The following is a 25,557-nucleotide window of genomic DNA, read 5'->3' on the forward strand; positions in this document are numbered from 1 at the left end:
CCCCCCGGATCATCAACAACAAGGGGGGGAAGTCATGCCGGACCCGAAGGCCGGTAGCCCCATTGCGGAGCCACGAAAACGGTAACGGGGGGGGGCTCGGCGGATCTTGTGCCGGTTCCGTGCCGGGGGGCTCGGGTCCGGACAGCGGCCTGCCGGCCGCCCGGGGCTCCGCCCCGGACCCCGCGCCTCAAACGCCGGCGGGGCTGGGTTTGGCTCCGGCCGGTCCCCCGGCGGGGCTGGGTTTGCTCCGGCCGGTCCCCCGGCGGGGCTGGGTTTGGCTCCGGCCGGTCCCCCGGCGGGGCTGGGTTTGCTCCGGCCGGTCCCCCGGCGGGGCTGGGTTTGGCTACGGGAGGTCGGTCAGGAAGGTGGAGATCAGGGGGGCGATCTCCGGGAGGTGGGTCTCCAGGGCGAAGTGGCCCGCGCCCTCGAAGACGTGGACATCCGCGTCCGGCACGTCCCGCAGGTACGCCTTCGCCCCCGCCGGTGTGAAGAAGGGGTCGCCCGCTCCCCACACGACCAGCACCGGCACCCCCGCCGCCCGCAACCACGCCTGCCAGGCCGGGTACTGAGCGAGGTTCGAGGCGTAGTCGAAGGCGAGGTCGGCCTGGGCGTCGGCCCGCTCCGGCAGGCCCAGGTAGTGCACGTCGAGGGTCCAGCTGTCGGGGGAGACGAGGCCGGTGTCGGCGACGCCGGTCTCGTACTGGAAGCGGGTGCCCTCCAGGGTGAAGAGCCCCCGGATCCGCTCCTCGTTGCCCGGGACCTCCCGCCGCAGCCCGGTGAACTCGCGGGCCGCGTCCGAGAGGCCCTCCTCGTACGCGTTGCCGTTCTGCACGATCAGCCCGGTGACCCGGTCCGGCCGGCGCGTGGCGAGCCGCAGCCCGACCGGGGCGCCGAAGTCGAAGACGTACAGGGCGAAGCGGTCGAGGCGCAGGGCGTCGGTGAAGCCCTCCACGATGTCGGCGAGCCGGTCGAAGGTGTAGGTGAACCCTTCCGGGGCCTCGGTCCGGCCGAAGCCGGGGTAGTCCGGGGCGATCAGGCGGTACGGGGTGTCGCCGAGGGCGTCCATCAGGCGGGCGAACTGGTGCGAGGCGGTCGGGAAGCCGTGCAGGAGCAGGAGGACGGGGCCGTCGGCGGGACCGCTCTCGCGGTAGGCGACGCGTACGCCGTCCACGTCGACGGTGCGGTGCTGGACGGACGGGATGGTGCGGCGAGCGGTCATCACATGCCTCCTGTGTGCTTGGTGGCATTAGCTTTGCCGATCTTGCCTAACGGGTCAAGTGGTTCAGGTAGCATTAGTCATGTGACAGTGACCTTTCCGCTTACCGGTGAGCCCCTGGCTCTGGACCTCCTCAACACCCGGACCGCCGAGGGCGACCTCGTCGCCGACCCGGCGGGTCTCGGGGCGTGGCTGGCCGAACAGGCCGGGCGGCTGACGCCGGCTGGCGAGGTGGGTGCGGCCGAGGTGGCCGCCGTACGGGCCGTACGGGAGGCCGCGCGGGCAGCGCTCGACGCCGCCCGGCGCGATGAGCGACCCCCGGCCGATGCGCTGCGCGCGCTGAACGGGGCCCTGGCCGCGGCCCCGTCCCACCGCGAGCTGGCCTGGACCCCGGAGACCGGCCTCACGGCGGTCCCGCACCGGGCGGCCGCCCCGGCGGAGCGGCTCGCGGCGGAACTGGCCGAGGCGGTCGCGGAGCTCCTGACCGACCCGCGCGTGACGTCGGTCCGCGCGTGCGAGGCGGAGGACTGCGTGCTGCTGTTCCTCCCGGCGCATCCGCGGCGCCGCTGGTGCGTGGCCGCCGCTTGCGGCAACCGGGCCCGGGTGGCCCGCTATTACGCCCGCCACAAGGGCCTCTGACGGAGCCAAGCCCAGCCCCTCCGGCGTTTGAGGAGCGGGGTCCGGGGCGGAGCCCCGGGGCGGCTGGCAGGCCGTTGACCGGAGCGGGCGCAGGCGCAGCCGTCACCGCTGGGCCGGAACCCCCGGCTTCGGGGACTCGTAGCGGAACGGGTCGCTGCGCAGGCCCCGGGAGGTCACCACCACCGTGAACGGCGGGCGGGTGGCCTCGGGGAGGGGGGCCGTCAGGGCGCCCGTGGCCGGGTCCGGGGTGGCGGGCAGGGCGGTGTCGTCGACCGTGAGACGGGGGTCGGTGAAGCCGCCGCCCTCGACCGTGAGGCGGCCCTCGGAGACGGTGACCTGGGTGATCACCGGGTTCGCCCGGGTGGCCAGCTTGTTCAGGAGGTAGGCGCCGGCCGGAGCCCCCGTCAGGGCCCAGATCTCGGACGGGAGCCGGGGGAGCCCCCCGCCCACGTCCGCGAGGAAGAACAGCGCCACGTACAGCATCGTGACCCCGCTCAGTACGACGTACTGGAGGTCGACCAGGTCCGTCCGCCCGCTGTCGTTCGCGATCAGCTCCCGCAGCGGCCGCCGCCCCGAGGCGGTCGGCTTCGGGGCCGGCTTGACCAGGCTGCCGCTCTCCACCCGTATGCCGACGACCGTCTTCGCCCCGATCAGGGCCGCGTACGGGCCTCCGAGCAGCGGCAGGTACACCGTCGTCAGTGTGGACAGCGGGCCGTCGGAGCCCTGGAAGTACGGGACTCCGCCGCCCGCCGTGAGCCCGTAGGCGAGGATCGTGAGCAGCAGCCAGACCAGGATCACCGTCCAGGCCAGGGCCAGGGCCGTGGAGGTGGACAGCCGGCCGTCGCGGCCGGTGACGAAGCCCGGGTGGCGGCGCAGCCGCAGGCCGATCGGCCCGGCCAGTGCGGCCAGTAACGCCAGTGCGAAGAGTGCGGAAGCCATGTCGTCCCCCTGGAGATGGTCCTGGGACAGACCCTTACCCATTGGCCTGGGGCATGACAAGTCGGGGCCGCTTTCCGCCCGTTGGCGTCGGGGATCGCTCCCGGGTCCGGTTCCGGGTCCTGTTCCCGCGCCTTGCCGCCGCGGACTACTCCTCGCGCTGATCCGGCAGTACCGGGAACTTCCGCGGCGCCACCAGCAGCAGGACCAGCAGCGAGGCCACGGCCGCGCCCGTCGCGCCGAGGAAGATGTGGTCCACGGCGGCGGCCACGGCCTCGCGCAGGTAGTCGGCGGCGGTCTGCGAGAGCAGTCCGGGCTGGTCCAGGGCCTTCGATACGTCGTCCAGGTTGTCCGGTAGCCCCGGCATGGGGGCGTCCACCAGGCGGGCGGCGATGGTGGCGTTGGCGACGGCCCCCAGCAGGGCCGCGCCCACGCTCTGGCCGACCTGGCGGGAGAAGAGGATCGAGGCCGTCGCCGTTCCGCGTTCCGCCCAGCCCACGGTGGACTGGACCCCGACGACCAGCGGGAGCTGGAAGAGGCCGAGGGCGCCGCCCAGCAGCAGCATGATCAGCGCGGGCTGCCAGGGCCGGGCGGGGTGGGGGAGCAGGGTGAAGGAGTACAGGATCACCGCCGCCAGCGCGATCCCGACGGCAGCGGTGTTGCGGAAGCCGATGCGCCGGTACACGTGCTGGCTGAGGGCGGCGGTGATGGGCCAGCTCAGAGTCATCACGGACATGACCAGTCCGGCGCTGACGGGTCCGAGGCGGAGCACGGACTGGGCGTACGTCGGCATGAACACCATCGGGGCGACCATCAGCAGGCCGAGCGCGCCCATGGCGAGGTTGACGGCGGCGATGGTGCGCCGGCGCCAGACCCAGCCGGGCAGAATCGGTTCCTCGGCGCGGCGCTCCACCCGGACCACCACCGCGGCCAGCACAGCGCTCGCGCCCAGCAGTCCCAGCGAGGGCGCGGACAGCCAGGGCCAGGCGACCCCGCCCTGCACGAGCGCGAAGAGCAGCAGCCCGCCGCAGGCGAAGACGCCGAGGGCGCCCGCCCAGTCGACCGGGCCACGGCGCCCGGGGGACCGTACGGGCTCGGTCAGGTGACGGGCGATCATCCACAGGGCAAGGGCGGCCAGCGGCAGGTTGATCAGGAAGATCCAGCGCCAGTGCGCGTACGAGGCGAGCAGCCCGCCGAGCGCCGGGCCGGCCACGGCCGAGGTGGCCCAGACGGTGGACATCCGGGCCTGGATCCTCGGCCGGTCCTTGAGCGGGTAGAGGTCGCCGGCCAGGGTCTGGATCGTGCCCTGGAGGGCGCCGCCGCCCAGGCCCTGGACGATCCGGAAGGCGATGAGGGCGGCCATGTTCCAGGCGAGCGCGCAGAGCAGCGAGCCGACGAGGAAGAGGCCGATGCCGAAGAGCAGGACGGGCTTGCGGCCGAAGGTGTCGGACAGCTTGCCGTAGACGGGGAGGGTGACGGTGACGGCGAGGAGATAGCCGGAGAAGAGCCAGGAGAAGACGGAGAAGCCGCCGAGGTCGCCGACGATCTGGGGGACGGCGGTGGAGACGATCGTGCTGTCGAGGGCGACGAGCGCCATGCCGAGCATGAGCGACGCGACTACGGCTGCGCCCGGGCGCCCGGGCTGCGCCGCCGCCCCGCCTGCCGCGGCCGCACCGGCCCCACCCGCTCCGACGACGGTCGCACCTGCGCCTGCGGACCGGCTGCTGGGGCGCTGCCCCAGACCCCGCGCCTCAATCGCCGGCGGGGCTGGTTCTGCCCGGCCGCGGTCGGATGGTGCGGCACACCCCTCCTCGCCGGCCCCGCCCGCCGGTGAAGCTTTGGCTGGAACCGGGCTGCCCGACGGGCCCTTCGCGCGCTGTTCCGGTATGCCGTCCGGGCTTGCGGCCGTGCTCTCCCCTGGGCCCACGAGATTCCTTCCCCCTGCACGCACTTGCGGGGAACACCTTCTCACCGCGCCTGTATCCCGCGGTATCCCCCAGGCCAGCTCCCCCGGAGGGGGGAGAACCCCTAGGGGTCCCTCAGCACAACGGGCCAGGGGTCTTTCGTCCCGGCGGATGAGGCCGAAGGTCCGGCCGCGTCTTTAACTGGTTCACATGGGCCGGGGGCCGGAAGCCGCCCAGGGGGGTGGGGTTAACCCCCGTACGGATACGGCGAGGGGCACCAGCGCGCCGGGCTCCGATCCACAACAGACTTCCTGACGGGCGACGCACGCCACCGCAGCAGCAGTAGAAGGAGAAACACCGTGACAACGGCTATGACCGAAACCAGGCACGGGGGTACTGGAGGGCATGAAGCCGTCGCGGCCCGGGCGCGCAAGGTCGTCAAGGCCTACGGCTCCGGGGAGACGCGGGTCGTCGCCCTCGACGAGGTGGACGTGGACATCATGCGCGGCCAGTTCACCGCGATCATGGGTCCCTCCGGCTCCGGCAAGTCCACGCTGATGCACTGCCTCGCCGGTCTCGACACGGTGACCAGCGGGCAGATCCACCTGGACGACACCGAGATCACCGGGCTGAAGGACAAGAAGCTCACGCAGCTGCGCCGCGACCGGATCGGCTTCATCTTCCAGGCCTTCAACCTGCTGCCCACGCTCAACGCCCTGGAGAACATCACGCTCCCCATGGACATCGCGGGCCGCAAGCCCGACGCGGAGTGGCTGAACCGGGTCGTGGAGACCGTCGGCCTCGCCGGCCGCCTCAAGCACCGCCCGACCGAGCTCTCCGGCGGCCAGCAGCAGCGCGTGGCGGTCGCCCGCGCCCTCGCCGCCCGCCCGCAGATCATCTTCGGCGACGAGCCGACCGGAAACCTGGACTCCCGGGCCGGCGCCGAGGTCCTCGGCTTCCTGCGCCGCTCCGTGGACGAGCTCGGCCAGACCATCGTGATGGTCACGCACGACCCGGTCGCCGCCTCCTACGCGGACCGCGTCATCTTCCTCGCCGACGGCGCGATCGTCGACGAGATGTACGGGCCCACCGCGGACCAGGTCCTCGACCGCATGAAGGACTTCGACGCGCGCGGGCGGACCTCATGAGCACCGTCCTGAAGACCTCGCGGCGCAACTTCGTCGCGCACAAGGGACGGATGGCGCTCTCCGCCATCGCGGTCCTGCTCTCGGTGGCCTTCGTCTGCGGCACCCTGGTGTTCACCGACACCATGAACGCCACCTTCGAGAAGCTGTTCGCCACCACCGGCGCCGACGTCACCGTCTCCGCGAAGGCGGCCGGCGGCGGGGACGACGACGTCGAGAACCCGCGCAACGCCCGGCCCGCGACCATCCCCGGCGACGCCGTCCAGAAGGTCTCCGCGGTGCAGGGCGTCCAGTCGGCCCAGGGCAGCGTCATCTCGCTGTCCGTCACGGTCGTGAACGCCGAGAACAAGAACGTCGGCCCCACCTCCGGCGCCCCGACGATCGCCGCCAGCTGGAACGACAACGAGCTCAAGTCGATGGCCGTCAGCTCCGGTCACGAGCCGCGCGGCCCCACCGAGGTGATGGTCGACGCCGACACGGCGAAGAAGCACAAGCTGAAGATCGGCGACGAGCTGCGCACCATCGCCGTCACCGGCGACTTCCGCGCCAAGATCTCCGGCATCGCCACCTTCAAGGTCACCAACCCGGGCGCCACCGTCGTCTACTTCGACACGGCCACCGCCCAGCGTGAACTGCTCGGCGCGCCCGGCATGTTCACCAACATCAACGTCACCGCCAAGGACGGCGTCACCGACGGGCAGCTCAAGGGGAACATCGCCGCCGCGGTCGGCGCCGACACCTACAAGCTGCAGACGGCCAAGGAATCCGCGGACCAGGGCCGCAAGGACGTCGGCTCCTTCCTCAACGTCATGAAGTACGCGATGCTCGGCTTCGCCCTCATCGCCTTCCTCGTCGGCATCTTCCTGATCTTCAACACCTTCGCCATGCTGGTCACCCAGCGCACCCGCGAGATCGGCCTGATGCGCGCCATCGGCGCCGACAGCGGCCAGGTCCTCAAGTCCGTCGTCCTGGAGGCCTTCCTCCTCGGCCTCGTCGGCTCGGTCCTGGGCGTCGGCGCGGGTGTGGGCCTGGCCGTCGGGCTGATGAAGCTCATGGGCCAGATGGGCATGAACCTGTCCACCGACGACCTCACCGTCGCCTGGACCACCCCGGTCGTCGGCATCGCCCTCGGCGTCATCGTCACCGTCGTCGCCGCCTTCATCCCGGCCCGCCGGGCCGGCAAGGTCTCCCCGATGGCCGCCCTGCGCGAGTCGGGCACCCCCGGCGACAAGAAGGCCGGCGTCGTCCGCGCCGTCATCGGCCTGGTCCTCACCGCCATCGGCGGCGCCGGGCTCTTCCTCGCCACGGCCGCCGACAAGGCCGGCCCCGGATCGCTCTGGCTGGGCCTCGGCGTCGTCTTCACCCTCATCGGCTTCATCGTGATCGGCCCGCTGCTCGCCGCGGGCGTGGTGCGGGTGCTCTCCGGCATCGTCCTGCGGCCCTTCGGGTCCATCGGCCGGCTCGCCGAGCGCAACGCCCTGCGCAACCCGCGCCGCACCGGCGCCACCGCCGCCGCCCTGATGATCGGCCTCGCGCTGGTCGCCTGCCTGTCGGTGGTCGGCTCCTCGATGGTGGCCTCGGCCACCGAAGAGCTCGACAAGTCGGTCGGCGCGGACTTCATCGTCAGCTCCCAGACCGGGCAGCCGGTCATGCCGCAGGCCGAGCAGGCCATGCGCGGCATCAAGGGCCTCGACCACGTCACCGCCTACCGGGAGGTGGACGCCAAGATCACCGCCCCCGACGGCGCCACCGAGGAGGACGGCCTCGGCGCAACCGACCCGACGTACGCCAAGGACATCCGGCGCAAGATGACCGCCGGCGAGCACGCGGCGGCGTACGGGGCGAACGCGATGTCGGTGGGCTCGGAGTACGCCACCAAGCACGGCATCAAGCTCGGCGACGAGATGACGGTCGCCTTCACCGGCGGCAACACCGTCAAGCTGAAGATCGCGGCGATCACCAGCGACGAGGGCAACCTCGACAAGGGCATGAAGTACGTCAGCACCGCCGTCGCCGAGGCGAACGTCCCGGCCGACAGGCTGCCGCGCCCGTTCATGCTGCTGGCCAGCGCGAAGGACGGGCAGGACCAGGCCGCCGCGTACACGGAGGTCAAGAAGGGGCTGGCGGAGTACCCGCAGTACGTCGTCCGCAACCAGGCCGACTACAAGCAGGCCCTGAAGGACCAGGTCGGCCAGCTCCTGAACATCGTCTACGGGCTCCTCGCCCTCGCCATCATCGTCGCGGTCCTGGGCGTCGTGAACACCCTCGCCCTGTCGGTGGTGGAGCGGACCCGCGAGATCGGCCTGATGCGCGCCATCGGCCTCTCCCGCCGCCAGCTGCGCCGCATGATCCGCCTGGAGTCGGTGGTCATCGCCCTCTTCGGCGCCCTGCTCGGCCTCGGGCTGGGCATGGGCTGGGGGGCCACCGCACAGCAGCTGCTCGCGCTCCAGGGCCTGAAGGTGCTGGAGATCCCGTGGCCGACGATCCTCGGGGTGTTCGCGGGCTCGGCCCTGGTGGGCCTGTTCGCCGCACTGGTCCCGGCCTTCCGGGCGGGGCGGATGAACGTACTGAACGCGATCGCGAGCGAGTAGCACCCGCCGCGGTCGTACGGGGAGGCGCTGGTCCGGGACCTACGGGGGAGGTTCCGGGCCGGCGCCTTTTCCGGCTGGTCCCGCCAGGGCCGATGGATCAGCCGCGCCGCATCAGGACGACGCCCTCGGCCTCTCCCACCACGGTGAACCGCTCGCCGGGGTGCAGCTGGCGGGCGTAGACGGTCGGGTCCTCGCCGGCCCACTTGGAGCCGTTGTCGATGGCGATCCAGTCGGGGACCACGCCCTTGCTTCCGCTGATCCACAGGACGCGGCAGCGGGAGGTCAGCCGGGTCAGCGGGGTGGTGTCGGCCTCCACGGTGGCCCCGTCGGGGATCCGGTCGAGGAGCCGCTCGATGGCGGTGACGCGGGCCGGCTTCTCGTACGTACGGGCTTCCGCGAGCTTGGCGGTCGGCATGGCGGTCGCGCTCAGGGCGAGGGCGGCGGCCAAGGCGGCGGTGGGCATCTGGAGGGCGTACGAGCGCAGCCGGGGCCGGTCGCTGCGCCGGGCGGTGTCGATGGCGTCGACGAGGGCGAGGGCCACGACGGGCATGAGCACGGCGCTGTAGTGCCAGTCGGTGGACCAGTAGTGGTCGTCGCCGGACAGGAACCGCCAGCCGAGGGTGGGGGCGGCGACCAGCAGCAGCGGCGAGCGCAGGGCGAGCAGCCCGGAGGTGGGGAGGAGCACCCAGGCCAGGGTGGTGAGCTTGGTGCCGACGCCGTCGAGGGGGGTGCCCGCGCCGTCGAGCTTGTCCCAGTAGCCGTAGCCCGCGGTGGCGAAGGCCGGTATGAAGACGGTGAAGACGAGGACGGCGAAGACGGTGGCCCCGGCGGCGACGCCGAGCGCGGTCCAGGCGGCCCGCCGGTCGGCGGTCCGGGCCCGCCAGGCCACGACGACGGCCAGGGCGGCGAGCGTGAAGCCGAGGTCCTCCTTGACGAGGATCAGCGGCAGCCCCCACAGCAGCGCGGCCGTCCAGCGGCGGGCGAGCAGCGCCTCCAGGGCGAAGGCGATCAGCGGGACGGCGAAGGCGATCTCGTGGAAGTCGAACTCCACGGCCCGCTGGATCCCCCAGGACAGTCCGTAGGCGACGCCGACGGCGATCCCGCGGGCGTGGCCGAGGAACCGGCCGGCCGCCCGGGTCACGGGGACGGCGGCGAGCGCGAACAGGGCGGCCTGGACGACCAGCAGGGTCACGGGCCCGGGGAAGATCCGGTAGACGGGGGCGACGAGCGCGATGACCGGGCTGAAGTGGTCCCCGAGGATGTTGGCCCCGGGCCCCTTCAGGTCGGCGACGGGCGCCTGCAGGTGCGCGTACGCGCGGATGGCCTGCTCGAAGATCCCCAGGTCCCAGGAGGCCCACTCCATCCGCCGGAACCGCCCGACGGACAGCACGAGGTACACGAGGAACAGCCCGCCGGCCACCAGCCAGGGCCCGGCCCACCGGACCCTGCCCGCCTTCACGATCGTCCCCGCCTGCGCGGGGCGGGCTATCGCATCGCTCGTCACGGACTCGTGCTCCCCCGGGCAGTGGCGTCTCTCCGGCGGTGCGACGCGGCGAGCTCAGACGGTCAGTACGTCAACATCTTGACATCCTCCCCGCCCCTCGGCGGGAGGGGAGCCCTACTCCGCAGGCGCGGCCTCGGTAGGAACACGGGCCCGGGTCACACCGTCACGCACGGGCATCGTGCGAGGCGTCCCCGGCACGGTCCTCGAAGAAGACAACCGGCTCGCTCAGGGAGCCGCGTGCGGTCCGGGGAACGTTCCTCGTGAAGGGGACCACCTTGGCCACTGGTTCCCCTGCTCTGGTGATGATCACCTCCTGGCCGGTGGCCACCAGTTGAAGGATTGCGGCGATGTGGGTACTCGCCTCGTGGACGTCATACTGCGCGGCTGCTTCCAAGCGGGCACTCCAGAGCAGGTCCAATGGCTGAGCAGCAGCCTTGCCGTACCGGCCCGATCTCCGCCAGCGCCGTCACCCCCACGGGGGACGCGAATCCCTCGCGCGTGGGGCCGGGGCGCGTCGTAGGGTGGGAACCCCCGGCCCGTACGACGTGTCGGGCCCTTCGCGTTGCCCCTTCACCGGACGGAAAGCCTCTACATGAGCCTGCACGGACTGCTCGACGCCGTCACCCGGGATGCCGCCCTCGCCGAGGCGGTCACCGCGGCCGGGGACGGCAACCGCATGCACGTGGACCTGGTCGGCCCCGCCGCGGCGCGGCCCTTCGCGATCGCCGCGCTGGCCCGGCAGACCGGGCGGACCGTCCTCGCGGTGACCGCCACCGGGCGCGAGGCCGAGGACCTGGCCGCCGCACTGCGGTCGCTGCTGCCCTCGCCCGACCAGGTGGTGGACTACCCGTCCTGGGAGACGCTCCCGCACGAGCGGCTCAGCCCGCGCAGCGACACCGTCGGCCGCCGGATCGCCGTGCTGCGCCGGCTCGCGCACCCGAGCAAGGACGACCCGGCCGCCGGACCCGTCTCCGTGGTCGTCGCGCCGATCCGCTCCGTGCTCCAGCCGCAGGTCAAGGGGCTCGGGGACCTGGTGCCCGTGGCTCTGCGGCAGGGGCAGAGCGTCGACCTCGGCGAGGTGACCCGGGCGCTGGCCGCCGCCGCGTACGCGCGCGTCGAGCTCGTCGAGAAGCGCGGGGAGTTCGCCGTGCGCGGCGGCATCCTCGACGTGTTCCCGCCCACCGAGGAACACCCGCTGCGCATCGAGTTCTGGGGCGACGAGGTCGAGGAGATCCGTTACTTCAAGGTCGCCGACCAGCGGTCCCTGGAGGTCGCCGAGCACGGGCTGTGGGCCCCGCCCTGCCGCGAGCTGCTGCTGACCGACGACGTGCGGGAGCGGGCCGCGGCCCTCGCCGAGGCGCACCCCGAGCTCGGCGAGCTGCTGAACAAGATCGCGGAGGGGATCGCCGTCGAGGGCATGGAGTCCCTGGCCCCGGTGCTGGTCGACGACATGGAGCTGCTGATCGACGTGCTGCCCGCCGGGGCGATGGCCGTCGTGTGCGACCCCGAGCGGGTGCGGACCCGGGCCGCCGACCTGGTGGCCACCTCCCAGGAGTTCCTCATGGCCTCCTGGGCGGCCACCGCCGGCGGCGGCGAGGCCCCGATCGACGTCGGCGCGGCCTCGCTGCGCGGGATCGCGGACGTACGGGAGCACGCGCGCGAGCTGGGCATGATGTGGTGGTCCGTGTCCCCCTTCGCCGCCGACGAGACGGCCTCGGGCGGAGACACACTGAAGCTCGGCATGCACGCCCCCGAGGCCTACCGCGGCGACACCGCCCGCGCGCTCGCCGACACCAAGGGCTGGATCGCCGACGGCTGGCACACCGTCTACCTCACCGAGGGCCACGGCCCGGCCGCCCGCACCGTCGAGGTCCTCTCCGGCGAGGGCATCGCGGCCCGGCTGGAGTCGGACCTGCGCGCCCTGGAGCCGAGCCTGGTGCACGTCGCGTGCGGTTCGGTCGACAACGGCTTCGTCGACCCGGTGCTGAAGATCGCGGTACTGACCGAGACCGACCTCACCGGCCAGCGCACCGCCACCAAGGACCTCGGCCGGATGCCGACGCGCCGCCGCAAGACGATCGACCCGCTGACCCTGGAGGCCGGCGACTACATCGTCCACGAACAGCACGGCGTCGGCCGCTACATCGAGATGGTGCAGCGCACCGTCCAGGGCGCGACCCGCGAGTACCTCCTCGTCGAGTACGCCGCCGCCAAGCGCGGCCAGCCCGGCGACCGCCTCTACATCCCCACCGACCAGCTGGAGCAGGTCACCAAGTACGTGGGCGGCGAGGCCCCGACCCTGCACCGGCTCGGCGGCGCCGACTGGACCAAGACCAAGGCGCGCGCCAAGAAGGCGGTCAAGGAGATCGCCGCCGACCTCATCAAGCTCTACAGCGCGCGCATGGCGGCCCCCGGCCACGTCTTCGGCCCGGACACCCCCTGGCAGCGCGAGCTGGAGGACGCCTTCCCGTACGCGGAGACGCCCGACCAGCTCACCACCATCGCCGAGGTCAAGGAGGACATGGAGAAGTCCGTTCCCATGGACCGGCTGATCTGCGGCGACGTCGGCTACGGCAAGACCGAGATCGCGGTCCGGGCCGCGTTCAAGGCGGTCCAGGACGGCAAGCAGGTCGCCGTCCTCGTACCCACGACCCTGCTCGTGCAGCAGCACTTCGGCACCTTCTCCGAGCGCTACAGCCAGTTCCCCGTCAAGGTGAGCCCGCTGTCCCGCTTCCAGAGCGACAGCGAGTCCAAGGCCACCCTGGAGGGGCTGCGCGAGGGCTCGGTGGACGTGGTCATCGGCACGCACCGGCTGTTCTCGCAGGAGACCAAGTTCAAGGACCTGGGCCTGGTCATCGTCGACGAGGAGCAGCGGTTCGGCGTCGAGCACAAGGAGCAGCTGAAGAAGCTCCGCGCCAACGTGGACGTGCTGACGATGTCGGCGACGCCGATCCCGCGCACCCTGGAGATGGCGGTGACCGGCATCCGCGAGATGTCGACGATCACCACCCCGCCGGAGGAGCGGCACCCGGTCCTCACCTTCGTCGGCCCGTACGAGGAGAAGCAGATCGGCGCGGCCATCCGCCGCGAACTGCTGCGCGAGGGCCAGTGCTTCTACATCCACAACCGGGTCGAGTCCATCGACCGGGCGGCCGCCAAGCTGCGCGAGATCGTGCCCGAGGCGCGCATCGCGACGGCGCACGGGCAGATGTCAGAGCAGGCCCTGGAGCAGGTCGTCGTGGACTTCTGGGAGAAGAAGTTCGACGTGCTCGTCTCGACCACGATCGTCGAGTCCGGCATCGACATCTCCAACGCCAACACCCTGATCGTGGAGCGCGGCGACAACTTCGGCCTCTCCCAGCTGCACCAGCTGCGCGGGCGCGTGGGCCGCGGCCGCGATCGCGGGTACGCCTACTTCCTCTACCCGCCGGAGAAGCCGCTGACGGAGACCGCGCACGAGCGGCTCGCGACGATCGCCCAGCACACCGAGATGGGCGCGGGCATGTACGTGGCCATGAAGGACCTGGAGATCCGCGGCGCGGGCAACCTGCTCGGCGGCGAGCAGTCCGGGCACATCGCGGGCGTCGGCTTCGACCTGTACATCCGCATGGTCGGCGAGGCCGTGGCCGACTACCGGGCCGCCGTCGAGGGCGGGGTGGAGGAGGAGCCGCCGCTGGAGGTCAAGATCGAGCTGCCGGTCGACGCGCACGTCCCGCACGACTACGCGCCCGGCGAGCGGCTGCGCCTGCAGGCCTACCGGTCCATCGCCTCCGCCAACTCCGAGGCGGACGTGAAGGCCGTACGGGAGGAGCTCACGGACCGCTACGGCAAGCTCCCCGAGCCGGTGGAGAACCTGCTGCTGGTGGCCGGGCTGCGGATGCTCGCCCGCGCGTGCGGGGTCGCCGACATCACCCTCCAGGGCCCCAACATCCGCTTCGGCCCGGTGGAGTTGCGCGAATCGCAGGAGCTGCGTCTGAAGCGGCTCTACCCGGGTGCGGTGCTCAAGCCGGCCACCTCGCAGGTGCTGATCCCGCGCCCCAAGGCGGGGAAGATCGGCGGGAAGCCGCTGGTCGGGCGGGAACTGCTGGCCTGGACCGGGGAGTTCCTCGCGACGATCCTCGGCTCGTGACGCACGCGGTGTGACGCGCGGCGTGTGACGCGCCCGCTCCGACGCGCGGCGGAGGCCGGGCCCGCCCGGGCCCGGCCCGGCCGGGTCAGCCCGCCTGCTCCGTGTCGATGACGTCCTTGCCGGTCGGGGCTTCGGCCTGGACGGGCTGGTTGAAGCCGCTGAAGGAGATCTCCGCCGGCTCCTTGCCGTCGAGGGTGGCCTTCAGCAGGTACGGCTCGCCCTTGGTGGCGACCAGCAGGGTCTCGTTGCCGTCGGTCGTCTTCGTGGTCAGGGTGAGCGCCTCCTGGCCGCCGACCGTGGTGGTCTTGCCCTTCTGCGCGCCCTTGCTGTCCTCGAACTCCTTGAGCAGCTGGTCCAGATCGCAGAGGTCGGCGACCTCCTTGAGGTCCGGGTCCGAGGCCTTCGACTTCAGCCAGTGGCCGGCCATCTGCTTGACCGCCTCGTCCGCCTGCTCCTTGGGCAGGTCCTTCATCTGGGAGCGGTAGAAGGGCTCGTCGGCCTTGATGAAGACGAACTGCTCGTTGCGGATGAGCTCGAAGGAGCCCTCCTTGCTGGAGATCGAGCCCTTGCAGTCGCCGGCCTTGCTGACCGCCATGTTCAGCTGGAGCGGCTTGCCCTCGTCCCAGACGCTGCCGCTGACGGTGAGCGAGGAGGCGCCGCGCAGGGCGTTCACGGACTTGTCGGCCACCTGGGAGCCGGACAGGTCCGGGAACGGGCCGGAGGGCTGGAAGCATCCGGTGAGCCCCAGGGCGGCGGCGCAGGCGAGGGCGGTGGTGACGGTCAGACGGTGAGCGGTACGCATGGGGGACTCTCTGTTACGGGGACGTGGAGCTGCGGGGACGTGCAGCTGCGGGGGGCGAGGAACGGGGGCGAGGGTATCCGGAGGATGTGAATCCGGATAGGTGGGGCGGTGAACCGGCGGGGCGGCGGACCGGACGGGGTCAGCCGGCCTTCTTCCAGTCCCCGCAGTCGCTGGTCTTGAAGTACCCGTCCTCGGCGCCGATCGTCACGATCGCCGGGCCGGTGGCGTTCTCGTTCGCGAGGATCGAGTCCACCTCGCCCGAGGAGTCCTTGGCCCGCTCCCAGTAGCAGCCGGCGCTGCCGTTGCCGGTGGTGCGGTAGGTGCCCGGCTGGACGTCCTTGCCGACCTCGAAGGTGCCCTTGCCGCGGATCGCGGCCTTCTTCTCCTCGGCCGGCTTCGGGGCGGCGTCGCCGCCCTTGGACGCCGAGGCCGACGGCTTCGGTCCGGAGCCCTCCTTGGCCTCGTCGGGGCCGGTGCAGGCGCCGACCGCCACGAGTGCGATGACCGCACCCCCGACCGTCAGGGACGTGTGGCGGGCGATCCAGCTCTTGCGCGGGGTGTGGGACATGGGTGTGTTCCTGCCTCTCCGGTGGCTGTGCGACGTTCGCCGTTCGACGTGATCAATAGACCAGATGCCTGTGAACCGAGTCAACAAGATTCACAGAAATTGTTGAGTTCACGCTGTGAAGGGGGTTCTGGCGTGTGTACGGGTATGCTCCCCGGCATGTCAGAGCAGAGCGCCGCGGGCGCAGAGGTCACCGCCGCCGAGGTCGCCCGCCTGGCAGGAGTCGGCCGCGCCGCCGTGAGCAACTGGCGGCGCCGGCACGCCGACTTCCCCAAGCCCGTCGGCGGCACGGAGACCAGCCCCTCCTTCGCCCTGGCGGAGGTCGAGCGATGGCTGCGCGCCCAGGGCAAACTCGCCGAGGTGCCGCTGCGCGAGCGCGTCTGGCAGCAGATCGCCGCCCACCCCGGCGGCCCCGTCACCGCACTGGTCACGGCGGGCTGCGCGCTGCTCGTCGTACGGGACCGCCCCGCCGACTGGCTGGAGCTGACCGCCGTCTCCGACGAGCGGATGGCCGCCCTGCTCCCGCCCGTCCTCGACCAGGTGCTCGGCGCGCGCCTGGGCCCCGGGCACCCGCTGGAGGCCACCCGGCCCGGCCCCGCCGCGATGCCGCTGCTGCGGGCCGCCGCCGAACTCGCCGCCGAACTCGGCGCCCGCAAGGCCTTCGAGTTCCTGCTGGGCCGTCACCTCGACGCCAACCCGCGCCAGTACACCCTCACCCCGGACGGCCTCGCCCGGCTCATGGCCGCCCTCGCCGGCCCCGGCGTGCGCACCGTGCTCGACCCCGCCTGCGGCACCGGAAGCCTGCTGCGCGCCGTCAGTACCGTTGGCGAAGTCACCGTCCTGAACGCCCAGGACTCCTCGCCCGAACTCGCCGCCCTCACCGCGCTGCGCCTGGCCCTGAACGGCTCCGCCCAGGTCCGCCCGGCCGCCGCCGACAGCCTGCGCGCCGACGCCTTCGCGCAGGACGCCGTCGACGCCGTGCTCTGCCACCCCCCGTTCAACGAACGCAACTGGGGCCACGAGGAACTGGCCTACGACCCGCGCTGGGAGTACGGCTTCCCGGCCCGCACCGAATCCGAACTCGCCTGGATCCAGCACGCCCTCGCCCACCTCCGCGAGGGCGGCACCGCCGTCCTGCTCATGCCGCCCGCCGTCGCCGCCCGCCGCTCCGGCCGCCGCATCCGCGCCGACCTGCTGCGCCGCGGCGCCCTGCGCGCCGTCATCGCGCTCCCGGCCGGCAGCGCCCCGCCGTACGGGATCCCCCTGCACCTGTGGGTGCTGCGCAGGCCCGCCCCGCACGCGGTGCCCCCGCAGGGGCTGCTGCTCATCGACAGCGCGGCCGGTGCGGTCGGCGGGGCCGGCGGAATCGGTGCGATCGCCTCCGTGGCCGGCGAGGTGGAGGCCGCCTGGGCCGCCTACGACCGCACCGGCTCCGTGGAGGAGGTCCAGGGCGTCAGCCGCATCGTGCCCGTCATCGAACTGCTCGACGACGACGTGGACCTCACCCCCGCCCGCCATCTGCCGCCCCCGGCCGCGGGCGGCGGACCGGCCGCACTGGGCGCCGTACGGGAACGGCTCGACGAGACCCTCGCCCGGGCCGCCCGCCTCACCCCGCCGCCCGCCGTCCCGGCCCCCGAAGCCGCGGCCCTGCTGTCGCTGACCACCATCGGCGAACTCGCCCGCGCCGGAGCCCTGGTCCTGCACACCGGCACCGGCAGCGGCACCGGTACGGCCCCCGTCCTCACCGAACAGGACGTCTACGCCGGAACCAGCCCCTCCGGAACCCTGGCCGCCACCGCCGACGCACCGGTGCTCACCGCCCCCGGCGACGTCCTCGTCCCCGTCGTCGGCGGCGCCACCGCCGCCCGCGTCGTGGACGGGACCTGCGCCGGCGCCGTCCCCGGCCGCGGCCTGCAACTGCTGCGCCCCGACCCGGCCGCCCTCGACCCCTGGTTCCTGGCCGGATTCCTGCGCGGCACCGCCAACAACCGCCGCGCCAGCAGCCACGCCTCCACCGCCACCCGGCTCGACGTACGCCGCCTCCAGCTGCCCCGGCTGCCGCTCGCCGAGCAGCAGCGCTACGGCGCCCGCTTCCGGGCGCTCGCCGAGTTCGAGGACGCGCTGCGGCTGGCGGGGCGCCTCGGGGAGCAGCTCGTACAGGGCCTGTACGACGGCCTGTCGGACGGCTCGGTCACCCCGTAGCGGCGGGTGTGCGGCGACCGTACAACGGTTGGGCACATCCCCTCACCAGCGGCCGAAAAGGCTTATACGCTTCGCTCCGCAAGCCTTTCCGCACGGCCCGTCAGGAGCAGCGATGCACGGCCCCGGCCTCCCGCCGCAGCACGGTCACCAGCCCAGTTCAGGGAGTGTGGTGGCACTGCGCGTGCTGTTCGCGCTGCTGCCCATCCTGAGCTGTGGCTTCCTGGCCTGGGCCACGATGCTGCGGCTCGCGCTGCTGACCCGCAAGACCGTCGACTGGACGCTGCTCGTCGTCAGCGTCGGGCTCTCCGTCGCGTGGGTCGTGCTGATCGGGATCGACCCGACCGAGGACACCAGCGGCTGGCAGGGCAACACCGGGGCCGGCGGCACCCTCCTCACCGCCCTCGCGAGCTGCGTGTACTTCCTCGTGGCCGACATCCGCCACTACGAGCTCCGCGCGGCCGGGGCCCCGCCCGCGCCCTGGTACCCGGCGCAGCCCGCCCCGTACGCGCCCCCGCGGCAGACGGGACCCGCGTACGGGTACCCGCCGGCGCAGGCGCCCGTTCCCCCGCAGGTCCCGCCGCACGCTCCGCCGCAGCCGACCCCGCCCCCGCGCATCGGGCAGGTCCGCGCCGAACTCGACGAGCTCAGCGAGCTGCTGCGCAAGCAGCCCCAGCAGCCGCAGCCCCCGCAGCAGCCCGGTACCGGCCCGTACCAGGACCCCAACGACACCGCGATCCAGGACCGTAATCAGTGACCGACCGGCTCATCGGCGACCGCTACCAGCTCGCCACCATCCTCGGCCAGGGCGGCATGGGCCAGGTCTGGACGGCCTACGACCGGCGCCTTGACCGGCGCGTCGCCGTGAAACTGCTGCGCCCCGACAAGGTCGCCGGCCCCGGCACCGTCGCCGAGGAGCTGCGCCGCCGCTTCGTGCGCGAGTGCCGCGTCACGGCGCAGGTCGACCACCCCGGCCTGGTCACCGTGCACGACGCGGGCAGCGACGGCGACGAGCTCTTCCTCGTCATGGGCTACGTCGAGGGCTCCGACCTCGCCGACCACCTCGCCGAGCACGACCCGTACCCCTGGCCGTGGGCGGTCGCGGTGGTCGCGCAGCTGTGCGCGGTGCTCTCGGCCGTGCACGCGGTGCCGATCGTCCACCGCGACCTCAAGCCGCGCAACGTGATGATCCGCCCGGACGGCACCGTCCTGGTCCTGGACCTCGGCGTCGCCTCGGTGATGGACACCGACACCACCCGCCTCACGAGCACCGGCTCGCCCATAGGCAGCCCTGCCTACATGGCGCCCGAGCAGGCCATGGGCGGCGCGGTCGGCCCGTACACCGACCTCTACGCGCTCGGCGTGCTGCTGTACGAACTCCTCAGCGGCAACGTCCCCTTCGCCGGATCCACCGCCCTCGGCGTCCTGCACCGCCACCTCTACGAGCCCCCGCTCCCGGTGCGCCAGCTGCGCCCGGAGGTCCCGCCGGAGCTGGAGGCCGTCCTGCTCCGGCTCCTCGCCAAGGACCCGCAGGACCGGCCCGCCTCCGCGCAGGAGGTGTACGAGGCCCTCACCCCGCTGCTCCCGTCCCGCGGCAGCGCGGCTCCGGCCGGCCCGCTCGACCCGACCCGGCCCTTCCTGCGCCCCCACGCCCCGTGGCCCGACCGCGCCACGGTCATCCCGCCCCGGCCGAGTACTCCGCCGACGCCGGTACCCGCCCCGCGGAAGCCGGACATCCCGGGCGCGGTCGACGAGGCCCGCAAGCTCCTGGACCAGGGGCAGCTCACCCAGGCCGTGGACATCCTGGGCGGCATCCTCCCGGCGGCGGCCGCCGAGCACGGGGAGCACTCCCCGGTGGTCCGCTCCCTGCGCAAGCAGTACGCGGCCACGCTGATGGACGACGGCCAGTACCGCCGCGCCCTGCCGGAACTGCGCCGCCTCGCCGACGAGTTCCCGGCCGGCGACCCGCAGGCCCTGCGCTTCCGCTACGACGCGGCCCAGTGCCTGGAGCAACTCGGCGAACCGGCAGCGGCCCTGGCCGAGTACCGCTCACTGCTCCCGCTCTTCGAGAACCACTACGCCAACCCGGACCCGGGCCTCCCCCTGGAGGTCCGCCGCCGGATAGCGCACCTGCTGCTCTCCCTCGGCGACCGCCCGGCGGCCCACGACACCCTGGCCCGCCTCCTGTTCGACGCGGAACGCCTCCACGGCCCGGCCCACCCCTTCCCCACGGAGATCCGCCGCACCCTCCACTGGCTGGGGCAGGTCCGCTGACGGGGCGCGTCCCACGCGGTCAGCGCAGGACGCTCCTCCCCTCCCGAACGGCGCCGTCGTCCGAACCAGCGGCCGTGGCGTCGGCGGATGGACGGCCCGAACGGGCGGCCGGGGCGTCGGCCGGGCGGCGGGAGCGCCACAGCAGGGCGGCCAGGACCAGCACCGACAGGCCCGCCACGCCCGCGCCCGGGAGCAGGCCCGGGGGGCGGAAGGTGCAGGTGATGGCGGTGGTGCCGGGGTGGAGGGGGATCGCGACCAGGCCCAGGTAGGCCGAGGCCGGGCGGTCGTTGCAGGTCCAGCCCGCGATCGCGGGGACCGAGAGGACCGCCGTGCCCGTCGCGCCCGCGGGCAGGTCGGCCCGGATGTCCGAGGAGCCGACCCGGACCGAGGTCGCCGCCGAGGCGCGCAGGGCGGCCACCGCGGTGTCGAGCCGGGCGCGGTCCAGGCAGGACAGGAGCCACCGGCCGGGCGGGGCCGCGTCGAAGAGCAGCGCCGAGGAGGCGCCCCGGGAGACGCCGAGGGGCTGGAGGGCCGCCCGGTTGCGCGGGGCGTTGCCGTTCAGCCGGAAGGGCGGGCCGCCGGCGAGGCGGGCCGTCGCGTTGTACTCCGGCGCCCACAGGTAGGCCTCCGTGCCCGCGCGGCACACCCCGGGCGAGACCGGGTCCTCGTACACCCTGGCGCCCAGCAGCAGCTCCTGGTTGGCGAAGGGGGAGTCGCCGTACGGGCCCTCCGGGGCGCCCGGCGGGCGGGTCGTGACCAGCGGCGGGACCTCGGCGCGGCGGACCGTGCCGTCGGGCTGGAGGCGGGCCCCGACCGCGAACAGCGCGTCCACCACCGGGTTGTCGATGCTCTGCACGTTGCGCCCGCGCGAGGTCCAGCCGGCGCCCAGCGCGACCATCGTCCGCGTGAACACCGCCGGGGTGTGGCTGCTGTAGTACGCGCCGCCCTCCCCGCCCAGCAGCATGGGGTCGTTGCCGGTCAGGGCCGGCCGGCTCGGGTCGGTGCGGTACGCGGGCCAGCCCTCGGCGCCCGCCAGGGCCTCGGTGCGCGCGGAGTGCGCCGCGCCCCAGGACGGGTAGTCGTCCAGGCCGCCCAGCTTGCCCTTGTGGCCGTACGCGGTCGTCGCGGCCGCCTGCCCGGCGAGTACGGCCGCCAGCAGCGCGGCCGCCACCGGCACCAGGCGCCGGTGGCGCAGCGCCCACCAGGCCGCGCCCGCCACCACAAGCCCGCCGCCGAACAGCACGTACCCCCAGGTCGTCACCAGCGGGCTGTCCGCCGCCCACAGGGCCGCCGCGGCGAGCAGCCCCGCCCCCGCGGCCAGCGCACGCGGCCCGGGCAGGCCGGCCGCCAGCCCGGTCCAGGCCGCGATCACCACGATCCCGGCCAGGACGAAGGTCTGCCGGTACGGGCTTCCGTTCGGGGTCGCGAAGAGGTGCCAGGCCAGGTGCGTCGGCGCCCACTGGAAGGAGAGTGCCACGGCCACCGTGAGCCCCGCCCACACCAGCCGGGTGCGCGCCGGCACCGCCCGGTGGAAGGGCAGCGCGGCCACCAGCAGCAGAGTCCCGGTCCCCACGAAGACGGCGGGGGAGGAGAAGGAGTACGTCGCCGGCAGCAGCCGTGCGAAGAAGTCCGCCGAGGACACCGGCAGGAACTCCTTGACCCACCCCGGGTAGGCCTGCCCCGAGCTGAGGAAGAGGGGGGCCAGCACCGGGGCGGCGAGCGCGATCCCCAGCACGGTCGTCCCGGCCGCCCGGCCGATGACCCCGAGCCTGGCCCGCGCCCCCTCCCGGGTCAGCACCACCCGTACCAGCAGCACCAGCGCGGCGCCCAGCGTCGCCATGTAGGCGGTGTAGAAGTTCGCCGTCCAGCAGACGGCCACGACCAGCGGCGCGAGCAGCAGCCGCCGCCCGCGCAGGGCCCACTCGCCCGTCAGGCACAGCAGCGGGAAGGCGATCAGCCCGTCCAGCCACATCGGGTTGTAGGAGGCCTCGATCACCGACCAGCCGCACAGCGCGTACGAGGCCCCGAGCAGCCCCGCCGCCCACCAGGCCCCGCGGCGCTGGGTGCGCAGCAGCCAGGCCATGGCCGCCGCCGCGACCGCCGTCTTGAGCACGGTGACGACGTACACCGCGAGGTCTATGTCCGCCCGCGGGAAGAGCCCGACGAGCACGGAGAGCGGGCTGGTCAGGTAGGTGCCCAGGTCGGGCAGGAAGCTCGTGCCGTAGCCGGACTGCCAGTTGAACAGCAGCCCGCCCTCCGCACGGCCGTGCAGGAGGTCCCACAGGTGCGCGTGGAAGGGCACGAACTGATTGCCGAGGTCATTGATGCTGCGGTGGCGCGGTCCGTACGGGAAGACGCGGGCGGCGGCGTCTCCGGCGCACACGGCCACCGCCGTGAGCAGGGCGGCGAGTCCCGAGCCGAGCAGGCTCGGGCGGCGCAGTGCGCTGCGCTGAGAGGGGCGCGGTGTCGACATGGTGGGCCGACTTTGGCAGCGCCGGGGGACGCGGGGGTGGCCACAGGGTGGCTGCGACCCCAACAACCAACGCACCCCAACACCCCGGGACTCGTTGGTCGAACCGGTGGCCCGGACCACCCTGACCTCATACCATCGATCATCGCACGGCCCTTGTGCACCGACGCACAATCTCCCGGCCCTGGAGGCTCCTTTGCACCGTCGCACAGCGCTCTCCGTCTCCACCGCCCTGCTCCTGGCGGTCCCCCTGCTGTCCGCCTGCTCGGGCGAGGCCCGGCCCGGCACCGCGGCCGTCGTCGGGGGCGAACGGATCACCACCGCCGCGCTCCAGGCCCAGGTGAACGACGTCCGCGCCGCGCAGAACCGGTCCGGGCAGTCCGCGGCGGAGCTCATCGCGAGCACCCCGAACCTGGAGCGGCAGAAGCTCGACTCGATCCTCCAGAGCAGGGTCATCGACAAGATGGCCGCGACCGCCGGGATCACGGTCTCCGAGAAGGAGATCGAGGACGAGCACAAGGCGTACGTCGACGACAACAACGGGGCCGCGCAGTTCGAGGCGCTGCTCCTGCAGAAGGGCGCCATGGCCCCCGGCCAGGTCGACCGCTTCCTCCGGGACCGGGTCCTGCTCACCAAGCTGACCGCCAAGTACGGCAACGGGAAGCTGGAGGAGCCGGCCCGAGCCGCCGCGCGGGCGCTGCACATCGAGGTGAACCCGCGCTACGGCGCCTGGGACGTCAAGCAGATCAAGCTCGGCTCCGGGGAGACCCCCTGGATCACCCAGCGGACCCGGCCCGAGCAGGCACCCGCCGGAGCGTGACGCTCCCAGGCGGAGGTAGGTTCGGAGGGTGACCGACCACGCCCCCTCCCCGCACGCGCCCGCCGAGCCCGCACCCGCCGAGCCCACCGGCCGCATCGTCCTGCTGACCACCAGCCACCGGGTCGCTCCCGGAATCCTGTCCTGGCCGGCGTGGCAGACCCTGCACTCCGCGGACCGGGTGCTGTGCGCCGACCCCGGCCACCCGCAGCTCCCGTACCTGCGGGAGGCCGGCATCGAGGTCGAGCGCGTGATCCCGGACGCCCACGAGCTGGTCGAGGCGTGCGCCGGCGGCCGGACGGTCGTGGTGCTCCCCTCGGGCGAGGGCGACCAGCGGCTCACCGACGGGCTGGCGCGCCTCGCGGGCTCGGGCCGGGTCTCGATGCCCGACCTGGAGCTGCTGCCCGGCTCGTACGACCTGCCCGGCGCGCGCCTGCTCGACCTGGTCCAGGTGATGGACCGGATCCGGCGCGAATGCCCCTGGTCCTCCCGCCAGACCCACGGGGACCTGGTCAAGTACGGGATCGAGGAGGCGTACGAGCTCGTCGAGGCGATCGAGGCCGGCGACCGGGAAGAGCTGCGCGAGGAGCTCGGGGACGTCCTGCTCCAGGTGGTCTTCCACGCGCGCATCGCGGAGGAGGGCCGCCCGGAGGACGGGTCCGAGCCGTTCTCCATCGACGACGTGGCGGGGACCCTGGTGGAGAAGCTGATCCACCGGCACCCGCACGTGTTCGGCGACGCGGAGGCGAACACCCCGGAAGAGGTCAAGGCGCACTGGCTGCGCACGAAGGCGGTCGAGAAGCAGCGCGATTCGGTCACCGACGGGATCCCGCTGGGCCAGCCGGGTCTCGCGCTCGCGGCCAAGCTCGCCGGGCGGGCCCGTACGGGAGCGCTGGCGGTGGAGCTGCCCCGCGGCGAGGGCATCGGGTACGAGCTGCTGGAGCTGGCGGCGCGAGCCGAAGCTTCGGGGATCGACCCGGAAACGGCGCTGCGCGCGGCGGCTCGCGTCTACCGGGACGCGATCCGGGCCGCCGAGGGCGTCGGCGAGTAGCCCTCAGCAGCGGTGGTTCAGTACGGGCGCGGTGCGCGGCCCGAGGGGTTGTGCCAGTGCGGCGACGGGCGGTTCAGGAACCATTCGCCGAAGCCGAGCGGGCGGCCGTTCGGGCCGTGGCCCCTGCCTGCGGTGGGTACGGAGTCGTGGAAGACCCGGTCGGGGCGGGCGCCGAGCTCCTCCAGGAGGTAGGCGGTCTCCTCGATGAACAGCGGCGGCCCGCTGAGGTAGACGTCCTGGTCGGGCCAGAGTGCTCGGTTGCTGAGCGCGGTGGTGAGCCGGTCGGTGGCCTGGTTGCGGTGCTGCCCGGGTGCGGGCGTGAGGTAGGTGACGCCGAGCCAGCCGAAGGCGGCCGCGTACGCGTCGATGAGCGGGCGGTCGTAGAGGTGGGCGGCGTCCCGGGCGACCACGAAGAGCCGCACGTCCTGATCGGGGGGATGGTCCGCCAGGTCCTCCAGCATGGCCCGGATCGGCGCCCAGCCGGTGCCCGCGGCGATGAAGCTGACCGGCCGGTCGGCGCGGCGGAAGGTCAGCTGCCCGCCGGCGGCGCCGAGCCGCAGCATCTCGCCCGGCCGGCTCTCGCGGACCAGGGCGGTGCTGAGCCGCCCCCGCTCGATCCGGCTGACGTGCAGGTCGAGGGTGCCGTCGGGGCGCGGGGCGTTGCCGATCGAGTACGTGCGCCAGGTCGTCGGGACCCGTGCGCTGCTCACGCTCGCGTACTGGCCGGGGAGATAGGGGAAGGGGGCGTGAGGCCTGAGGGTCAGGACGCCGATGTCCTCCCCGTACCGGAGGTGGCGCACGACCTCCGCGTCCCACCACGGCGGGTCCTCGCTCGTGGCGGCTCCGGCCATCATCGCGTCGGCGATCACCTGGTACGCCTCGGTCCAGGCCTTCTCCACCTGGGGGGTCCAGGCCTCGCCGGAGGTTTCGGCGAGGGCCGCGATCAGGCTGGTGCCCACGGCGGCGTAGTGCTCGGGGCCCGCCAGGAACTTGCGGTGGTCGCGCCCGAGGTCGCGTAGATAGGGGACAAGGGTCTCGTTCTCCAGGTGGGCGATCACGTGTGTGAGCGCGGCGAAGAGCCGGTCCCGCTGGCGCTCCATGTCCTCGAAGGAGGCCGGGAAGAGTTCACGGATTGCGGGGTTGTGCCAGAAGAGGTGGGAGTAGAAGAACTTGACCGCGTGCTCGGCCCGTCTCTCCACTACCGCGAAGCTGCTTTTCAAGATCCGAACATCCACAAACCCGAAAGTAGGAATGTCGCACAAGGGGAGGTCAAGCGATGGCGGATCTACGGACAGCCGCGACGAACCACCCATAT

At 73.2% G+C, this 25,557-nt stretch carries 18 protein-coding genes; 9 read left to right on the plus strand and 9 right to left on the minus strand.

Annotation, left to right across the window (positions count from 1 at the left end; translation table 11 throughout):
- Positions 1-343: 343 nt before the first annotated feature.
- Positions 344-1,219, minus strand: coding sequence for an alpha/beta fold hydrolase (locus ACFWBN_RS35220; protein ID WP_385184329.1), 876 nt, complete (start codon positions 1,217-1,219; stop codon positions 344-346).
- Positions 1,220-1,306: 87 nt separating this feature from the next.
- Between ACFWBN_RS35220 and ACFWBN_RS35225 the strand changes: the two genes are divergently transcribed.
- Positions 1,307-1,855 carry a CGNR zinc finger domain-containing protein gene (locus ACFWBN_RS35225; RefSeq protein ID WP_385184331.1) on the plus strand — a complete coding sequence of 183 codons (549 nt, stop codon included), beginning with the start codon at positions 1,307-1,309 and terminating at the stop codon, positions 1,853-1,855.
- A 102-nt stretch (positions 1,856-1,957) separates the two neighbouring features.
- Here ACFWBN_RS35225 and ACFWBN_RS35230 read toward each other — a convergent pair whose 3' ends face one another.
- Together ACFWBN_RS35230 and ACFWBN_RS35235 are read right to left on the minus strand one after the other, a co-directional pair.
- Positions 1,958-2,794 (minus strand): hypothetical protein, encoded by an 837-nt coding sequence (locus ACFWBN_RS35230; RefSeq protein WP_385184334.1) that lies wholly within the window; start codon positions 2,792-2,794, stop codon positions 1,958-1,960.
- Positions 2,795-2,939: 145 nt separating this feature from the next.
- Complete coding sequence (locus ACFWBN_RS35235; protein ID WP_385184337.1) at positions 2,940-4,397, minus strand: MFS transporter; 1,458 nt, start codon at positions 4,395-4,397, stop codon at positions 2,940-2,942.
- A 669-nt stretch (positions 4,398-5,066) separates the two neighbouring features.
- Between ACFWBN_RS35235 and ACFWBN_RS35240 the strand changes: the two genes are divergently transcribed.
- Both ACFWBN_RS35240 and ACFWBN_RS35245 read left to right on the plus strand, forming a co-directional pair.
- Complete coding sequence (locus ACFWBN_RS35240) at positions 5,067-5,843, plus strand: ABC transporter ATP-binding protein (protein WP_385184339.1); 777 nt, start codon at positions 5,067-5,069, stop codon at positions 5,841-5,843.
- Complete coding sequence (locus tag ACFWBN_RS35245) at positions 5,840-8,431, plus strand: ABC transporter permease (protein WP_385184342.1); 2,592 nt, start codon at positions 5,840-5,842, stop codon at positions 8,429-8,431. The genes ACFWBN_RS35240 and ACFWBN_RS35245 overlap by 4 nt, the downstream gene beginning before the upstream one ends.
- Before the next feature lie 97 nt (positions 8,432-8,528).
- On the opposite strand, the gene ACFWBN_RS35250 is transcribed toward ACFWBN_RS35245, so the two are convergent.
- Together ACFWBN_RS35250 and ACFWBN_RS35255 are read right to left on the minus strand one after the other, a co-directional pair.
- Positions 8,529-9,935, minus strand: coding sequence for a DUF2079 domain-containing protein (locus tag ACFWBN_RS35250; RefSeq protein ID WP_385184345.1), 1,407 nt, complete (start codon positions 9,933-9,935; stop codon positions 8,529-8,531).
- A 163-nt stretch (positions 9,936-10,098) separates the two neighbouring features.
- Complete coding sequence (locus ACFWBN_RS35255; RefSeq protein WP_385184347.1) at positions 10,099-10,329, minus strand: type II toxin-antitoxin system Phd/YefM family antitoxin; 231 nt, start codon at positions 10,327-10,329, stop codon at positions 10,099-10,101.
- A gap of 198 nt (positions 10,330-10,527) precedes the next feature.
- Between ACFWBN_RS35255 and mfd the strand changes: the two genes are divergently transcribed.
- A complete protein-coding gene (gene mfd, locus ACFWBN_RS35260; protein ID WP_385184350.1) occupies positions 10,528-14,064 on the plus strand; it encodes a transcription-repair coupling factor in 3,537 nt (1,178 codons plus the stop codon).
- Positions 14,065-14,149: 85 nt separating this feature from the next.
- Here mfd and ACFWBN_RS35265 read toward each other — a convergent pair whose 3' ends face one another.
- Together ACFWBN_RS35265 and ACFWBN_RS35270 are read right to left on the minus strand one after the other, a co-directional pair.
- Positions 14,150-14,866, minus strand: a complete 717-nt coding sequence (locus ACFWBN_RS35265) for a hypothetical protein (RefSeq protein WP_385184352.1) — start codon at positions 14,864-14,866, stop codon at positions 14,150-14,152.
- Between the two features lie 139 nt (positions 14,867-15,005).
- Positions 15,006-15,434, minus strand: coding sequence for a hypothetical protein (locus ACFWBN_RS35270; protein WP_385184354.1), 429 nt, complete (start codon positions 15,432-15,434; stop codon positions 15,006-15,008).
- Between the two features lie 156 nt (positions 15,435-15,590).
- Here ACFWBN_RS35270 and ACFWBN_RS35275 point away from each other — a divergent pair, with 156 nt between their 5' ends.
- The 3 genes from ACFWBN_RS35275 (at position 15,591) to ACFWBN_RS35285 (ending at position 19,904) form a co-directional block, all read left to right on the plus strand.
- A complete protein-coding gene (locus tag ACFWBN_RS35275; protein ID WP_385184357.1) occupies positions 15,591-17,633 on the plus strand; it encodes an N-6 DNA methylase in 2,043 nt (680 codons plus the stop codon).
- A 169-nt stretch (positions 17,634-17,802) separates the two neighbouring features.
- Positions 17,803-18,387 carry a hypothetical protein gene (locus ACFWBN_RS35280; protein ID WP_385184360.1) on the plus strand — a complete coding sequence of 195 codons (585 nt, stop codon included), beginning with the start codon at positions 17,803-17,805 and terminating at the stop codon, positions 18,385-18,387.
- Entirely contained in the window at positions 18,384-19,904 is a 1,521-nt protein-coding gene (locus ACFWBN_RS35285) for a protein kinase (protein ID WP_385184363.1), read from the plus strand. Before ACFWBN_RS35280 ends, ACFWBN_RS35285 begins: the two co-directional genes overlap by 4 nt.
- A gap of 19 nt (positions 19,905-19,923) precedes the next feature.
- Here ACFWBN_RS35285 and ACFWBN_RS35290 read toward each other — a convergent pair whose 3' ends face one another.
- Complete coding sequence (locus tag ACFWBN_RS35290) at positions 19,924-22,377, minus strand: YfhO family protein (RefSeq protein WP_385184365.1); 2,454 nt, start codon at positions 22,375-22,377, stop codon at positions 19,924-19,926.
- A 193-nt stretch (positions 22,378-22,570) separates the two neighbouring features.
- Between ACFWBN_RS35290 and ACFWBN_RS35295 the strand changes: the two genes are divergently transcribed.
- Together ACFWBN_RS35295 and ACFWBN_RS35300 are read left to right on the plus strand one after the other, a co-directional pair.
- On the plus strand, positions 22,571-23,194 hold the full coding sequence (locus tag ACFWBN_RS35295; RefSeq protein ID WP_385184368.1) for a SurA N-terminal domain-containing protein: 624 nt from the start codon (positions 22,571-22,573) through the stop codon (positions 23,192-23,194).
- A gap of 28 nt (positions 23,195-23,222) precedes the next feature.
- Positions 23,223-24,242, plus strand: coding sequence for a nucleoside triphosphate pyrophosphohydrolase (locus tag ACFWBN_RS35300; protein ID WP_385184371.1), 1,020 nt, complete (start codon positions 23,223-23,225; stop codon positions 24,240-24,242).
- A 17-nt stretch (positions 24,243-24,259) separates the two neighbouring features.
- Here the strand turns inward: ACFWBN_RS35300 and ACFWBN_RS35305 are convergent, their stop codons facing one another.
- Positions 24,260-25,441 carry a globin domain-containing protein gene (locus ACFWBN_RS35305; RefSeq protein WP_385184374.1) on the minus strand — a complete coding sequence of 394 codons (1,182 nt, stop codon included), beginning with the start codon at positions 25,439-25,441 and terminating at the stop codon, positions 24,260-24,262.
- Positions 25,442-25,557: the final 116 nt, after the last annotated feature.

The sequence above is a fragment of the Streptomyces sp. NPDC059989 genome, from assembly GCF_042736975.1.
Lineage (GTDB): Bacteria > Actinomycetota > Actinomycetes > Streptomycetales > Streptomycetaceae > Streptomyces.

Excerpts from the sequence above, each read along its gene's own strand:
- ACFWBN_RS35220 (WP_385184329.1), bottom strand. The coding sequence starts at position 1,219 with ATGACCGCTCGCCGCACCATCCCGTCCGTCCAGCACCGCACCGTCGAC.
- ACFWBN_RS35290 (WP_385184365.1), bottom strand. The coding sequence starts at position 22,377 with ATGTCGACACCGCGCCCCTCTCAGCGCAGCGCACTGCGCCGCCCGAGC.
- ACFWBN_RS35230 (WP_385184334.1), bottom strand. The coding sequence starts at position 2,794 with ATGGCTTCCGCACTCTTCGCACTGGCGTTACTGGCCGCACTGGCCGGG.
- ACFWBN_RS35245 (WP_385184342.1), top strand. The coding sequence starts at position 5,840 with ATGAGCACCGTCCTGAAGACCTCGCGGCGCAACTTCGTCGCGCACAAG.
- ACFWBN_RS35265 (WP_385184352.1), bottom strand. The coding sequence starts at position 14,866 with ATGCGTACCGCTCACCGTCTGACCGTCACCACCGCCCTCGCCTGCGCC.
- ACFWBN_RS35270 (WP_385184354.1), bottom strand. The coding sequence starts at position 15,434 with ATGTCCCACACCCCGCGCAAGAGCTGGATCGCCCGCCACACGTCCCTG.
- ACFWBN_RS35240 (WP_385184339.1), top strand. The coding sequence starts at position 5,067 with ATGACCGAAACCAGGCACGGGGGTACTGGAGGGCATGAAGCCGTCGCG.
- ACFWBN_RS35235 (WP_385184337.1), bottom strand. The coding sequence starts at position 4,397 with ATGCTCGGCATGGCGCTCGTCGCCCTCGACAGCACGATCGTCTCCACC.
- mfd (WP_385184350.1), top strand. The coding sequence starts at position 10,528 with ATGAGCCTGCACGGACTGCTCGACGCCGTCACCCGGGATGCCGCCCTC.
- ACFWBN_RS35275 (WP_385184357.1), top strand. The coding sequence starts at position 15,591 with ATGTCAGAGCAGAGCGCCGCGGGCGCAGAGGTCACCGCCGCCGAGGTC.